Consider the following 14,363-nt stretch of genomic DNA (forward strand, 5'->3'; position numbering starts at 1 on the left):
AGCAGGAGGGCCGCGGGTGCCCGGGTTCACGCATCTGCACACCGTTTCGGGGTTCTCCGTGCGCTACGGCGCCTCGCACCCGCAGCGGCTGGCGGAACGCGCCGCCGAGCGGGGCATGGACGCCCTCGCCCTGACCGACCGCGACACCCTCGCGGGCGCGGTCCGCTTCGCGAAGGCGGCCGCGGCGGCCGGGATCCGGCCGCTGTTCGGCGTGGACCTGGCCGTTTCCCCTGCGGGGCCGCTCGATGGGTCCGGCCTGCCCGGCGGCGCCGGCCGGGCGGCCGGGGCCGAGGCCTCGTACCGCCGGCGCGTGCCCGTCAGGGGCGGGGCCTTCGTCGACGAGTCCGCCCCGCGCGCGGTCTTCCTGGCCCGCGACGGCGCCTCCGGCTGGGCGGAGCTCTGCCGCCTGATCACCGCCGCGCACGCTCCTGACCCGGGCGGGCGGGGGGCGGGGCCCGGCGGGTTCGCGCCGGAAGGCGTCGGCGGTGACGCGGCCGCGCTCGCGGGGCGGGCCGCCGTCGGCGGGTCCGGCCGGCCCGCCGTGGACGGCGCGGGCGGGTTCCCGCACCCCGCCGGAGGCTCCGGGCAGCCGCTGGTGCCCTTCGGGGCGCTCGGCGGGGACGGGGTGTTCGTCCTGCTCGGGCCCGGGTCCGAGGTGGGGCGGGCGCTGGCCGCCGGACGGCCCGACCGGGCCGCGCGGCTGCTCGCGCCCTGGCGGGAGGTCTACGGGGACGCCCTGCGCCTGGAGGCCGTCCACCACGGCTGCCCCGGCACCGGCCCCGGCTCGCTGCGCCTGGCCGCCCGCACCGTCGGCTTCGCCGCCGAACAGGGCGTCCCCGCCGTGCTGACCAACGCCGTCCGCTACGCCGACCCCGGCCAGGGCCCCGTCGCCGACGTCCTCGACGCCGCGCGCCGCCTCGTCCCCGTCGACCCCAGGGGCCCCCTCGACAGCGGCGAGCGGTGGCTCAAGGACCCCGCCGCCATGGCCGGGGCCGCCGACCGGATCACCCGGGCGGCCGGACTGCGCCCCGCCGACGCCCGCCTGCTGCTCGCGCGCACCCGCGAGACCGCCGAGGCCTGCGCCGTGGACCCCGAGGACGACCTCGGCCTCGGCTCCGTGCACTTCCCCGAGGCCCGCCTCGTCGGCGCCGCCCACCGCACCGCCCAGCGGGTGCTCACCTCCCGCGCCTGCGCGGGCATGGTGCTGCGCGGCCACGCCGGCGACCGCGCGTACTGGGAGCGGATGCACGAGGAACTCGACGTCATCGCCTACCACGGCTACGCCTCGTACTTCCTGACGGTCGCCCAGGTCGTTGACGACGTAAGGGAGATGGGCATCCGGGTGGCCGCCCGTGGCTCCGGTGCCGGCTCCCTCGTCAACCACCTCCTCGGCATCGCGCACGCCGACCCCGTCGCCAACGGCCTGCTCATGGAGCGCTTCCTGTCCCGGCGCCGCCGCGTCCTGCCCGACATCGACATCGACGTGGAGTCCGCCCGCCGCCTGGAGGTCTACCGCCGGATCATCGCCCGCTTCGGAGCCGAGCGCGTCGCCACCGTCGCCATGCCCGAGACCTACCGGGTCCGCCACGCCATCCGCGACGCCGGCGCCGCCCTGTCCATGGACCCGGCCGCCGTCGACCGGCTCGCCAAGGCCTTCCCGCACATCCGGGCCCGCGACGCCCGCGCCGCCCTGGCCGAACTGCCCGAACTGCGCGGCGTGCGCGACGACGTGCGGGGAGAGGAGTACGTCCGGCTGTGGGACCTCGTCGAGGCCCTGGACGCGCTGCCGCGCGGGACTGCCATGCACCCGTGCGGGGTGCTGCTCTCCGACGCCACCCTGCTGGAGCGCACCCCCGTGGTCCCCACCAGCGGCGAGGGCTTCCCCATGTCCCAGTTCGACAAGGAGGACGTGGAGGACCTCGGGCTGCTCAAACTCGACGTGCTGGGCGTACGGATGCAGTCCGCGATGGCGTACGCCGTCGCCGAGCTGCGCCGCGCCACGGGGGAGGAGCTCGACCTCGACGACCCCGCCCAGGTCCCGCCGGGCGACCCGGCGACGTACGAGCTGATCCGCTCGGCCGAGACGCTGGGCTGCTTCCAGATCGAGTCCCCCGGCCAGCGCGACCTGGTCGGACGGCTCCAGCCGGCCGCCTTCCACGACCTGGTCGTCGACATCTCCCTCTTCCGGCCCGGCCCGGTCGCCGCCGACATGGTGCGGCCCTTCATCGAGGCCCGGCACGGGCGCGCCCCGGTCCGCTTCCCGCACCCCGACCTGGCCGACGCGCTGCGCGAGACCTACGGGGTGATGGTCTTCCACGAACAGATCATCGAGATCGTGCACGTCATGACCGGCTGCGGCCGCGACGAGGCCGACCGGGTGCGGCGCGGACTCTCCGACCCGCAGTCCCAGGGCCGGATCAAGGCCTGGTTCGCGGCCACGGCCACCGGACGCGGCTACCCGGCGGAGGTGGTCGCCCGGACCTGGGAGATCGTCGAGGCCTTCGGCAGCTACGGCTTCTGCAAGGCGCACGCGGTGGCCTTCGCCGTACCCACGTACCAGTCGGCCTGGCTCAAGGCCCACCACCCGGCGGCCTTCTACGCCGGGCTGCTCACCCACGACCCGGGCATGTACCCCAAGCGGCTGCTGCTGGCGGACGCGCGCCGGCGGGGCGTGCCGGTGCTGCCGCTGGACGTGAACCGCTCGGCGGTCACCCACCGCATCGAACCGGTGCCCGACGACCCGGGCCGGCGGGGGCCGGACCGGTGGGGGCTGCGGCTCGCGCTGGCCGACGTCCACGGCATCAGCGAGGCCGAGGCGCAGCGCATCGAGGCCGGACAGCCGTACACCTCCCTGCGCGACTTCTGGAGCCGGGCCCACCCGGGCCGCCCCGTGGCCGAACGGCTCGCACAGGTCGGCGCACTGGACGCCTTCGGCGCGAACCGCCGCGACCTGCTGCTGCACCTGACGGAACTGCACGGCGCCCAGCGCGCCGCCGGGGCGCGGGGCGGATCCCAACTGCCCCTCGACGGAGGCCGGTCCACCGCCCCCGTCGGCCTGCCCGACCTGACCGAGGCCGAACGGCTCAGCACCGAACTCGGCGTCCTCGGCATGGACACCTCCCGCCACCTGATGGACGACCACCACGCCTTCCTCGCCGAGCTGGGCGTGGTCCCGGCGCGCCGCCTGCGGGAGACCGCGCACGGGCGGACCGTGCTCGTCGCGGGCGCCAAGGCGGCCACCCAGACCCCGCCGATCCGCTCCGGGAAACGGGTCGTCTTCACCACCCTGGACGACGGCACCGGCCTCGTCGACCTGGCCTTCTTCGACGACAGCCAGGAGGCCTGCGCGCACACCGTCTTCCACTCCTTCCTGCTGCTGGTACGGGGCGTCGTCCAGCGCCGCGGCCCGCAGAGCCTGAGCGTGGTCGGAGCGGCCGCCTGGGACCTCGCCGCACTGGCGCGGCTGCGCGAGGACGAGGGCCTGGAGGCGGTCACGGCGCGCCTGGCGCAGCCACTGCCCGAAGGCCCCGGGGACACCGGCCGCCGCATCCACCTGCCCACCGGTTACGCGATGAACCCGTGGGCCGACCTCCAGCCGCCCGGCGAACGCGCCGCCACCGGCCGCAAGCTGTGGCACTCCAGTCCGGGGAGCGCGGGATGACGACGGCCCGGAGCATCCGGCCCCGGCCGGGCACGGCGGGCGCCGCCCCGGCCGCTCCCGGCGCGGACCCCGGCAGGAGCGGCGTCCTGCACGTCCGCTGCGCCCCCGCCCTGCCCGGCGAGGGCTACCGCGAGGTACTCGAGCTGCTGCGCGAGTTCTCCCCGCTGGTCCAGGCCCTGCCGCCGCGGGCCGCACTGGTCCAGGTGCGCGGCGCCCGCCGCTACTTCGGCGCCGACGCCGCCCGCATCGCCGAAGTGGTCCGGCTGCGCGCCGTGGCCCGGCTGGGCACGGACGTACGGATCGGGGTCGCGGACACCTGGGCGGTGGCGGCCATGGCCTCCGCCCGCGTACAGGGACCCGGCGGGGTCCTCGCCGTGCCCGCCGGGCACACGGCCGCCTTCCTCGCACCCCTGCCCGTGGAGGCCCTGCACGGCCTCGGCCCCCGCCAGGCCGAGGCACTGCGCGGATACGGGCTGCACACCGTCGGAGCGCTCACCCGGGTCCCGCCCGGGGTCCTGGAGCGGATCCTCGGCAAGCGGACCGGCCGCCTCGTCGCGGAACGCGCCCGAGGGGTCGACCCCCGCCCCGTCACCCCCCGCGACCTGCCCTCCTCCGCCGCCGTCCGGACCGGCTTCACCCGCCAGGAGCTGGACGGCCCGCACGCACGGGCCGCCCTGCTCGGCCTGGTGGTCCGGCTCGGCGCACAGCTGCGCGGACGCCGCCAGACCGCCCGGTCCCTGTGCCTGACCCTCCAGTTCGCCGGAGGCACCCGGTGGGAGCGCTCCCGGCGGCTCGCCGAGCCCTCCGCCCACGACGAGGACCTCCGCACCCTCGCGTACCGCCTCATGGACGCGGCGGGCCTGCAACGGGCCCGGCTGACCGGCATGGTGCTGCGCGCCGAGGACCTCGCGGCCGCGGAGGGCGTGACCCGGCAGCTCTCCCTGGACCCGGTCCGCGAGGCCCGCCTGACGGTGGAAGCCGCCATCGACCGCGCCAACGCCCGCTTCGGCCCGGGCACGGTCCGTCCTGCCGCTCTTCTGGGGCTCGGTTCGCCTCCGGGGCGCTGAAGCCGTGCTCCCGGCCCCGGCCGCGCCGGCTTCGCGGCGGGCCGGAAGCCGTCCGGGCCGCAGGCACCGGGCCCGTCAGAGGTCACCCAGCATCAGCCGGGCCGTCTCCGTGCGCAGCGCAGTGGTCTGGGCCTGGATCAGGTGGAACTGGGCCTCGCGGGAGAGCCGGCCCGCGGTGTGCCCGTACTGGACCGCACGGCCGCCGGCGACGGCCACGCAGGCGGCGGCCGCCCGTACGGCCAGGTCCAGGGCGGCGGCCCGCAGGGAGAGCCGGTCCGCGACGCCCTCGCCGGCCGGCAGTTCGTCGCGCAGGGCGTAGGCCTCGGCTCGCAGCCGGGCCGTCTTCTCCGCCAGGCGCAGGCCGAGTTCCCCGTACGGGTCCGAGCGGAGCAGGAAGTCGGCCGTGGCGCGCAGCTGGCCGAAGACGGCCGGCTGGGCGTCGGCGTTCTCCAGGTCGTAGGCCCGGATCCAGTCGGCCCGGGGCACCACGCCGAGCACCCGGGCGTCGGGTACGAAGACCCCGCGCAGTCCGACGGAGGCCGTGTGCGTCCCGCCCATCGCCCACAGCGGGGCCCCGTCGACGGCGCTCAGCCCCTCCGCCCCCCGGCCGCCGGGGGCGCAGTCGACCAGGGCGAGGACCGCCTCGTCGGAGCCGTTGACGGCGCCGGCGTACAGGGAGTCGGCCACCCCCCAGCCCGTGACCCACGGCATCAGGCCGGTCAGCCGCCACCCCCCGGGGACCCGCTCCGCCGTGACGGGCGGACGCGGACGGCGCAGGAAGGCGAAGCCCGCCGTCGGGCGCCGCCCACCCCGTACGAGGGCGGGCAGCCAGCTTTCGCGCAGGGCGGCGGCCACCGGGCCGGCGGCCTGGACGAGGGCCTTGGCCAGCGGGACGTGCTGGGTCCACACGAACCAGGCCGACGGGTCCACCGCCGCCAGCACCTCGTGCACCTCCCGGGCCACCTGACGGGGCGTGAGGCCGGAAGAGGGCTCCGGTTCGTATCCGATCAGCCCGTACGCGCCGCAGGCGCCGAGCGCGTCCAGGTGCGTACGGGGCACCCCCTCGACCGCGGTCCGTTCCGCCTCCGGCCGCAGCACCCGCACGGCCGTCTCCGTCACGGCGGCCACCAGCGGGTCGGCCGCCAGCTCGGGAGGGGTGGCCAGGGCGGTGCCGGCTCCAGGGGCCTCGTGCATGACGGCGATCACCTCGGGGTGGGGGTCCGGACGCGTCCATCCTTCCCGGGCGGTGCTGGAGGCACGCTGGACACGCGAGTTTTTACCGCCGCGTAACTTCCCAGTCTTGCTACTCGCCCGTAATTTAGCGGCAGCAGCCCCCTTGTGATCCGGATCACGGGACGGAACCCCCACGCCATTCCCCTTGACCGCGAGGAGATCACACGATGCTGCCCTGGAGACGCCTGCTCCGCCCGCTGGCCGTCCTCACCCTGGCCGCCGCCGCGCTCGTCGCCCCCACCGGCGCCGCGCAGGCGGCGTCCGCCCCCAGCAGCGGCTGGAACAACTGGTCCTGCAAGCCGTCCGCCGCACACCCGCGCCCCGTCGTCCTCGTCCACGGCACCTTCGGCAACTCCGTCGACAACTGGCTCGGGTTCGCCCCGTACCTGGTCCACCGCGGCTACTGCGTCTACTCCCTCGACTACGGCCAGCTGCCCGGCGTGCCCCTCTTCAACGGGCTCGGCCCCATCGACCGGTCGGCCGGCCAGCTCGACGCGTTCGTCGACAAGGTGCTGGCCTCCACCGGAGCCCCCAAGGCCGACCTCGTCGGTCACTCCCAGGGCGGCATGATGCCGCGCTACTACCTGAAGTTCCTGGGCGGCGCCGCCAAGGTCAACGCCCTCGTCGGCCTCGCCCCCGACAACCACGGCACCACCCTGTCCGGACTCACCCAGCTGCTCCCGTACTTCCCCGGAGCCGCCGACCTGATCAGTACGGCGACCCCGGGGCTGGCCGACCAGATCGCCGGATCCGCCTTCCAGCAGAAGCTGAACGCGGGCGGGGACACCGTCCCCGGCGTCTCCTACACCGTCATCGCGACCAAGTACGACGAGGTGGTCACCCCGTACCGGAGCGCCTTCCTCGACGGGGGATCCGTCCGCAACATCGTCCTCCAGGACCTGTGCGCCCTGGACCTCTCGGAGCACGTGGCCATCGGCCTGACCGACCGGATCGCCTGGCACGAGGCGGTCAACGCCCTCGACCCGGCGCACGCGGAACGGACCACGTGCGCCTCGGTCTTCGACTGACCCCTACCGCACGCTCCGGCCCGCCCCGGCAGCCCGGCGGCGGGCCACGGCGAACAGCACGGCCGCACCGACGGCCACCACCCCGGCGCCGGCGATCGCGAGCGCCGGGGTGACGCCGTTCCCGCCGGTCTCCGCGAGGTTCCCGCCCTCCTTGCCGCCGGCGGGGGAGGGGACCGGGGCGGAGACCGGTGCTGCGGCGATCGGGGAGGCGGCGCTCCGGCCGTTCGTCTTCGGGTCGTTGTCGCCGTGACCCCCGTGCTCCACGGTGGACTTCCCCGCGCCGTCGGAGATCTGCTGGTCCGTCGGCGCCTTGGGCGGCTCGGCGGACGCGGGCCGCGAGGGCTGCGCGGACGCGCCCGGCGTGCCCGTGCCCGGGGTGGCCCCGGTCCCGGCACCGCTTCCGCCGTCCTTGCCGAAGACCACGTCCGAGCAGGTGTAGAAGGCCTCGGGGCTGTCCGAGCGCTGCCAGATGCTGTAGATGAGGTGGCGTCCGGTCTTCTTCGGCAGCACCCCGCCGAACACGTAGTCCCCGTTCTGCATGCGGGGGTCGGTGGCCTTCGCGAAGGGCGCGGGCTCCAGGTCGGACCACTTCAGCGGCTTCGACGGGTCGTACCCGTCCTTCGTCACGTACAGCTCGAAGGAGCCCTTGTGCGGGGCGGTCCCCTTGTACCGGAAGGTGTGCGCCCCGGCCGTCATCGGGGTGGCCGGCCAGTCGGCGCGGGCCAGGTCGAGCCCCTTGTACTTGGCGTTGCCCGCCGAGCACAGCTGCCCGTCCGGGATCAGGGACCTGCTCTTTCCGGCGGCGTTCGCGATGTTCACCGCGTTCCAGTCGTAGAGCGGCTGCGTCCCGCCCGCCGCGACGGCCGCCTTGCAGGCCGGCGACTTCGGCGCCTCCGGCCCCTCCGCGTAGCACGCGGCGACCCGGCTGACCGGGTCCGTCATCGACCCGTGGGCCGCCGCCGGGACGGCCGCGTACGCGGCCACCGCGAGCGGGGCGAGGCCGACGGCGGCGATACGGGCGGCGGTGCGGCGGCGTGCGGGCATGGGCGGATCTCCTTCGGGCGCGGGGCAGGGGTGCGCCAGCGGAACCGGCCGCTTCGGCGCCGCCCCTGTCGGGGCCCGGCGCCTCCCGCGGCCTCCCTGGCCCGGCCAAGTTAGCCCGGGGGAAAGCCCGTTCGGCCGCCTTCACGCCCCGGGAAGGGATTCTTAGGGTCCGCTTAAGGAACCCCTAAGCACCCCCACAGACAAGCCCGCCCGGCTGCCCCAGCAGGGCGGCCAGTCCGTCCGACGAACGGGCCTGCTCCTCCAGCGCGTCCAGCGCCCGTACGGCTCGGGCCGCTGCCTCGGGGTCGCTCACGGCCAGCCCGCTCTCGGCGAACTCGTCCTCGTCCAGCCGCAGGACGGTCTTCCCGTCCGCCGACACCCACAGGTCCAGGTCCAGGTCCTCGACGAGGATCCCGCCCTCGCGGACGACGGCCGGGCGCGTGACGTCGCAGTACCAGCCCTTGAGGACGCCCTCGCCGCTCCGGACCTCCTTGACCGCGTACCAGCGCGTCCGCCAGAAGTGCTCGACGAACACGTCGCCCGGCTCGAAGCGGACGAACCCGAAGTCCCGTACGCCCTCGGCCGCCCAGGGGGCCCGCACCGAGATCCGGTCCCCGTCGTCGGCGAGCTGCACCGCCGGGTAGCCGATCTTGGTCCGGCCGCCCTTGGTGAGGGTGATGGTCCAGGTGGTGGTCATCCTGAGGTTCCTCCGAGCTTCTTCGTGTAGCGCGTTTCGGTCGCACAGATCTCGTATCCGAACCACTCGTTGATGGCGAGCATCGGTCCGTTCCCGGCGTCGTTGCCGGTGAAGGCGTCGGTGTAGCCGGCCGCGCGGGCCCGGCGGAGCGAGTCCGTCTTGGCGAGCTTGGCCAGACCGCGGCCGCGGAAGGCGCGCCGGGTACCGGTCATCGCCGAGGAGTAGCGGGTGCGGCCGTCGGTGCGGGCGGCGGAGAAGGCGGCCACGGCCCCGTCGACGAGGACGACCGAGGTCAGCTCGTGGTCGAGGGTCGGGTCGTGCCAGACGCCGTCCAGCCACCTCTGGTAGTCGTCGAGCGAGGCCGGGACGTCGCTCGGCTCGTCGGCCGTCGCCTCGGCGTCGGCCTCGAAGAGCGGCCGCGGGTCGGCGGCGAAGGCGGACGCCGGGCGCACTTCCACCCCGGCGGGCAGCTCGCGGGGGAGCGGCGGCAGGGCTGCTTCCACCAGGTTCAGGCGCAGGAACTTCGAGGATCGGCTGGGGCGGTAGCCGTGCCGCTCGGCGAAGGACCGGTTCGCGGGCTCGGCGAGCACCCATGCGTACGCGTCCACGGCCCCGTGCTCGGCGAGGTGCTCCTCCGCCGCGCGCAGCAGGGCGGTGCCGGCGCCGCAGGCCCGGGCGGCGGGGTCGACGCAGGCGTTGACGTACGACTGGCCCGGCCGGGGGCTGTCGTGGGCGAGGCCCACGTGGGCGGTGCCGACGACACGGCCGTCCGCGGTCTCGGCGACCAGGAGGCGGAAGCGGGCGTCGGGATGCGCGGAGTCGAGCGCGAAGGCCACCCCGTCGACGGTGGTGACGATGAAGGGCAGGGCGGCGCGGCGCACCCGTACGACGGCCTCGGTGTCGGCGGGGTCGTCGGGACGCAGGTCGCGCACGTGCACGGTGGGGAGGGTCATGCGGCCGACGTTACGGGTGGATCCGCCCTGGGCGCCTGCGAATTACAATCGGCGCGTGACCTCGACCAACCCCCTCAGGATCAGGATCGACGGCGCGGCCGGCTCGGCGGCCCCGTACGAACAGCTGCGCGCGCAGATCGCGGACCAGGCCCGGTCGGGCCGGCTTCCGGCGGGCTTCAAACTGCCGACGGTACGGGGGCTGGCGGAGGAGCTGGGCCTGGCGGCGAACACGGTCGCGAAGGCGTACCGGGCGCTGGAGGCCGACGGGGTGATCGAGACGCGGGGCCGCAACGGGACGTTCGTCGCGGCGGCGGAGGGCTCCTCGCGGGAGGCCGCCCTCGCCGCGCAGGCGTTCGCGGACCGCGCGCACCGCCTGGGCCTCACGGAGGCGGAGGCGGTGGCGGCGGCGACGGCCGCACTCCGGGCCCGCTACGCCGCCCGTTAGCTCCGCTGCGCGGCGCCGTTTCCCGGGGGCTCCGCCCCCGGCCCCCCGCGCCTCAAACGCCGGCGGGGCTGGATTTCACGCAGCGGAATGTCCGAACGGCGGAAGGGCGGGTAGGGGACCGGCCCCGCGCAGCGGCAACGACCCGCACCCGAAGGCCGGACCGAGACCAGGGCCCCGCCCGGCCGCCCGCCGGACGGAGTCCGGCGCAGCGCCGCGAAGCCGGGGAGACGCCCCGGCGACGAGCCGCGCGAGCGGCGCGTCAGAGATAGAGCCCCGCCTCGGACTGCGGCTGCGCCGGCAGGACCGCCGCCGGCCCCGTCCCGCGCCGCAGGGCGAACAGTTCCGCCAGTGAGGCGCCTTCCCGGGACACCCCCTCGTCCGTCCCGAGCCACTCCACCGCCTCCCGGTGCGTCAGCCGCCCGACCTCGATGCGGGCCAGGCACCGCCCCGGACGGACCACCGCCGGGTGCAGCCGCTCCAGGTCCTCGTTGGTCGTGACCCCGACCAGCACGTTCCGGCCCTGCCCCAGCAGCCCGTCCGTCAGGTTCAGCAGCCGTGACAGCGCCTGTCCCGCCGTGTGCCGGGCCTCCCCGCGGATCAGCTCGTCGCAGTCCTCCAGCAGCAGCAGCCGCCACCGCCCCTTCGCGGTGCCCTCGTCCTCGCCGATCGCGATGTCCATCAGGTAGCCGACGTCGTTGAACAGCCGTTCCGGGTCCAGGACGCAGTCGACCTGGCACCAGTCCCGCCACGACCGCGCGAGCGTCCGCAGCGCCGAGGTCTTCCCGGTCCCCGGCGGCCCGTGCAGCAGCAGCAGCCGTCCCGCGATGTCGTCCGGGGTGACCTTCATCAGGCGGTCCATCGCCGCCGCCACCGGCGCCGTGTAGTTGGGCCGGACCTCCGCCCAGGTGCCGGCGGAGATCTGCCGGGTCGTCCGGTAGGGACCCCGGCGCGGGGAGACGTACCAGAAGCCCATCGTGACGTTGTCCGGCTGCGGTTCGGGCTCGTCCTGGGCCCCGTCCGTGGCCTCGCCGAGCACCCGCTGCGCGAGTTCGTCGCTGACGGCGGTGACGGTCACGTCGGCGCCCCGGCTCCAGCGGGAGACCAGCACCGTCCAGCCCTCGCCCTCGGCGAGCGTGGCGCTGCGGTCGGTGTCGCGCGCCGAGCGGAGCACGGTGGCCCGCGGGGGCAGCAGTGTGGCCTCCGCCTTCACCCGCTCGAGGGTGACGCTGTGCGCGTACGGCTGCTCGCCGGTCGCGAACCGGCCGAGGAAGAGCGCGTCGACGACGTCCGACGGCGAGTCACTGTCGTCCACGTGGAGGCGAATCGGCAGCGCGTCATGCGGGTCTGCTGGCATGGCGCCCATGATCCGGCACGAACTGTGCTCCCGCACCCGTGTTTCGCCGGATCGGGTGGCCGGGTTCCCCCTTCAAACACATCGGACGTGAAGATTCCGACGCCAACCCCGCCCCGAAAATTCTTGGCATGAACACTTCCGGCCATGCCCGGCTGCTTGTACCAACGACTGAGGAGTAACCCCCACAAGGAGCCGCACACATGAGCATGAGAATGTCGCGCCTCGCCGCCCTCACCTCCTCCCTCCTACTCGCCGCGGGCGCCGCCCTGTTCGGCGCCGGACAGGCCTCCGCCCAGGCCGACTTCGGCTACGTCGCCCTCGGCGACTCGTACTCCTCCGGCGTCGGCGCCGGGAACTACGACAGCGCCAGCGGCGACTGCAAGCGCACCACCCGCGCCTACCCGGCCCTGTGGGCCGCCGCCCACTCCCCGCAGACCTTCTCCTTCACCGCCTGTTCGGGTGCCCGGACGGGTGACGTCCTCTCCGGCCAGCTCGGCCCGCTCAACTCTGGCACCGACCTGGTCAGCATCACCATCGGCGGCAACGACGCAGGGTTCTCGGACGTCATGACGACCTGTGTCCTCCAGTCCGAGTCCACCTGTGTCAACCGCGTCAACCAGGCCAAGGCGTACGTCGACTCCACCCTCCCCGGCCGGCTCGACCAGGTCTACGACGCCATCCGCGGCCGCGCGCCCTCCGCCAGGGTGGTCGTGCTCGGCTATCCCCGGTTCTACAAGCTGAACGGCAGCTGCATCGCCGGACTCACCGAGGGCGAGCGCTCCGCCATCAACGGGGCGTCCGACTACCTCAACGCCGCCATCGCCAAGCGCGCCGCCGACCACGGGTTCACCTTCGCCTCGGTCGTCGGGGCCTTCACCGGCCACGAGATCTGCTCCGGGGACGCGTGGCTGCACAGCGTCAACTGGACCAACATCGGCGAGTCGTACCACCCCACCGCCACCGGACAGTCCGGCGGCTACCTCCCGGTGTTCAGCGGCGCGGTCTGAGGGCCGGCCGCCGGGCTCCCCGCCGGCGCCGACCCGGAGGCCGGCGCCGGCGTCCCGGCGGTGGGGCCCGAGGGGCTCGCGGGAGCGGGCGAGGAGGCCCCGCCCGTCGGGGCCTCCTTCTCGCAGGCCACGGAGAACTCCAGCCAGTCCGAGGTCTTCAGCTGCGGGGCGCGCACCTCCAGCCGTACCGCGTCCTGCACGTTCTCGCCCGCCCGGCCCACGGGCTCGTCGTGGTTGATCTGACGGGTCCGCGCCCCGCCCGCCTCGTATGTGATGCTCTGCCACGGCGTCGCGGACGTCGACCCGTCGAGCCGGGCCCAGCGGTACTCCACCACGGCGGGCGTCACGGCCACCTCGATGGTGGCGGTGAACGCGGGCACGCCCGTCGCCGGCGGCGGGCAGCTCCCGGCATAGGCGGCGCGCAGGGTGTGCACATACAGAGTGACGTTCTGCGCGGGCCCCGTGGTCTCCGGCGGGGGCGGCGACGGGGACGCGGAAGCCGGAGCGGACGCCGAGGGCCGCTCCGGGGCCGCCGGACTTCCGGCCGGCCCGTCCGCACCGCTGCCGCCCCCGGTGTCGCGCACCAGCAGCCACACCAGCAGGACCAGTACCCCCAGCAGCACCACCACCCCGACGGCCAGCACCGCCCCGGCCCCGCCGTGCCCCGACGGCTGCGCGAGGGCGGGAGCGGCAGCGGCGGGAGCGGGAGCAGAGGGGGCCACGGCCCCCTCGTACGCCCCCTCGCGCGGCGCCGCCACCACGGTCGGCGCCCCGGGGTCCCACACCGGCCCGCCCGGGTCCCGGACGGCGCCGCCCGCGCCGACGATCCGCAGCATCCGGGCCGCCTCCGCCGCGGGCAGTCGCGCGGCCGGGTCCTTGCGCAGCAGACCCTCCAGTACCGGCGCGAGCGGGCCGGCCCGCCGCGGCGGGGGCAACTCCCCCTCCACCACGGCCTCCAGCGTGGCCACCGGGCTGTCCCGCAGGAAGGGGGAGACCCCCTCCACGACCGCGTACAGCATCACCCCGAGCGACCACAGGTCCGACTCCGGGCCGGGCTCGCGCCCCAACGCCCTTTCCGGGGACAGGTACTCGGGGGAGCCGACCACCTCGCCGGTCATCGTGATCGGCGAGGAGCCCGACAGGCTCGCGATCCCGAAGTCGCTCAGCACCACCCGCCCGTCATTGGCGACCAGCACGTTGGCGGGCTTCACGTCCCGGTGCAGCACCCCCGCCCCGTGCGCCGAGCGCAGCGCCGCGAGCACCTGCTCGCCGAGGTGCGCGGTCCGCTGCGGGGTCATCGGGCCCTCGCCCTCCAGTACCTCCGCGAGGGAGAGCCCGCGCACCAGCTCCATCACGATCCAGGGCCGGCCCTCCTCAGTGGCCACGTCGTAGACCGTCACGACCCCGCGGTGTGCGACCCGGGCCGCGGCCCAGGCCTCCCGCTCGAGCCGCCGGTACAGCCGGGCGACCTCGGCCGGGTCCAGCCCGGCGGGCGCCCGGACCTCCTTGACCGCGACCTCCCGGGCCAGCACCTCGTCCCGGGCGCGCCACACGACGCCCATGCCGCCGCGGCCCAGTGGGCCGAGCAGCCGGTACCGGCCGGCGATGACACGCCCGGACTCCCCGCTTTCGTTCGCACGCACGCGATTCCCCCCTGTGTCACCGGGTGATCACTCCAAGTTAGCGCAGCAGGCCTCCGGCGGCCCCCGTCATGACGGCACTCCTTGCGGCCCTCACGGAGCGTGTTCCCAAGTGCCGCGTTTCGCACGGAGAGTGACGGTCGACTCCGTTGAGTAATCGTCAACTACCCGTACTCACAGGGGTAATTCACACCACCGGGATACCCGAGGACATTGCGCAGGCGATAGGGTTAC

Annotated in this window: 11 protein-coding genes; 5 read left to right on the forward strand and 6 right to left on the reverse strand. The window is 75.3% G+C overall.

The genetic code is table 11. From position 1 onward, the window contains the following. Positions 1–16: 16 nt before the first annotated feature. A complete protein-coding gene (locus tag ACFY15_RS30875; RefSeq protein WP_390826457.1) occupies positions 17–3,661 on the forward strand; it encodes a DNA polymerase III subunit alpha in 3,645 nt (1,214 codons plus the stop codon). Next, the gene (locus ACFY15_RS30880) at positions 3,658–4,728 is read left to right on the forward strand and encodes a hypothetical protein (RefSeq protein ID WP_390826458.1); all 1,071 of its coding nucleotides are present in this window, start codon (positions 3,658–3,660) and stop codon (positions 4,726–4,728) included. The genes ACFY15_RS30875 and ACFY15_RS30880 overlap by 4 nt, the downstream gene beginning before the upstream one ends. A 75-nt stretch (positions 4,729–4,803) precedes the next feature. Here the strand turns inward: ACFY15_RS30880 and ACFY15_RS30885 are convergent, their stop codons facing one another. Then, positions 4,804–5,922, reverse strand: coding sequence for a hypothetical protein (locus ACFY15_RS30885; protein WP_390826459.1), 1,119 nt, complete (start codon positions 5,920–5,922; stop codon positions 4,804–4,806). A gap of 206 nt (positions 5,923–6,128) precedes the next feature. Here ACFY15_RS30885 and ACFY15_RS30890 point away from each other — a divergent pair, with 206 nt between their 5' ends. Further along, a complete protein-coding gene (locus tag ACFY15_RS30890; RefSeq protein ID WP_390826460.1) occupies positions 6,129–6,989 on the forward strand; it encodes an esterase/lipase family protein in 861 nt (286 codons plus the stop codon). 3 nt (positions 6,990–6,992) lie between these two features. On the opposite strand, the gene ACFY15_RS30895 is transcribed toward ACFY15_RS30890, so the two are convergent. The 3 genes from ACFY15_RS30895 to ACFY15_RS30905 all read right to left on the reverse strand — a co-directional run bounded on the left by ACFY15_RS30895 (position 6,993) and on the right by ACFY15_RS30905 (position 9,683). Continuing rightward, on the reverse strand, positions 6,993–8,033 hold the full coding sequence (locus ACFY15_RS30895; RefSeq protein ID WP_390826461.1) for a lytic polysaccharide monooxygenase: 1,041 nt from the start codon (positions 8,031–8,033) through the stop codon (positions 6,993–6,995). Between the two features lie 184 nt (positions 8,034–8,217). Then, positions 8,218–8,730 (reverse strand): DUF402 domain-containing protein, encoded by a 513-nt coding sequence (locus tag ACFY15_RS30900; protein WP_390689941.1) that lies wholly within the window; start codon positions 8,728–8,730, stop codon positions 8,218–8,220. Further along, the gene (locus ACFY15_RS30905; RefSeq protein ID WP_390826462.1) at positions 8,727–9,683 is read right to left on the reverse strand and encodes a GNAT family N-acetyltransferase; all 957 of its coding nucleotides are present in this window, start codon (positions 9,681–9,683) and stop codon (positions 8,727–8,729) included. The genes ACFY15_RS30900 and ACFY15_RS30905 overlap by 4 nt, the downstream gene beginning before the upstream one ends. 55 nt (positions 9,684–9,738) lie before the next feature. On the opposite strand from ACFY15_RS30905, the gene ACFY15_RS30910 reads away from it, so the two are divergent. After that, positions 9,739–10,128, forward strand: coding sequence for a GntR family transcriptional regulator (locus ACFY15_RS30910; protein ID WP_390689943.1), 390 nt, complete (start codon positions 9,739–9,741; stop codon positions 10,126–10,128). A 259-nt stretch (positions 10,129–10,387) separates the two neighbouring features. Here the strand turns inward: ACFY15_RS30910 and ACFY15_RS30915 are convergent, their stop codons facing one another. Continuing rightward, positions 10,388–11,482, reverse strand: coding sequence for a DUF5925 domain-containing protein (locus tag ACFY15_RS30915; RefSeq protein ID WP_390826463.1), 1,095 nt, complete (start codon positions 11,480–11,482; stop codon positions 10,388–10,390). A gap of 206 nt (positions 11,483–11,688) precedes the next feature. On the opposite strand from ACFY15_RS30915, the gene ACFY15_RS30920 reads away from it, so the two are divergent. After that, entirely contained in the window at positions 11,689–12,489 is an 801-nt protein-coding gene (locus tag ACFY15_RS30920; protein ID WP_390690004.1) for an SGNH/GDSL hydrolase family protein, read from the forward strand. Here ACFY15_RS30920 and ACFY15_RS30925 read toward each other — a convergent pair. Next, positions 12,459–14,132 (reverse strand): serine/threonine-protein kinase, encoded by a 1,674-nt coding sequence (locus tag ACFY15_RS30925; RefSeq protein ID WP_390826464.1) that lies wholly within the window; start codon positions 14,130–14,132, stop codon positions 12,459–12,461. The genes ACFY15_RS30920 and ACFY15_RS30925 overlap by 31 nt on opposite strands. Positions 14,133–14,363: the final 231 nt, after the last annotated feature.

This window comes from Streptomyces sp. NPDC001373 (assembly GCF_042895815.1).
Taxonomy (GTDB): Bacteria; Actinomycetota; Actinomycetes; order Streptomycetales; family Streptomycetaceae; genus Streptomyces.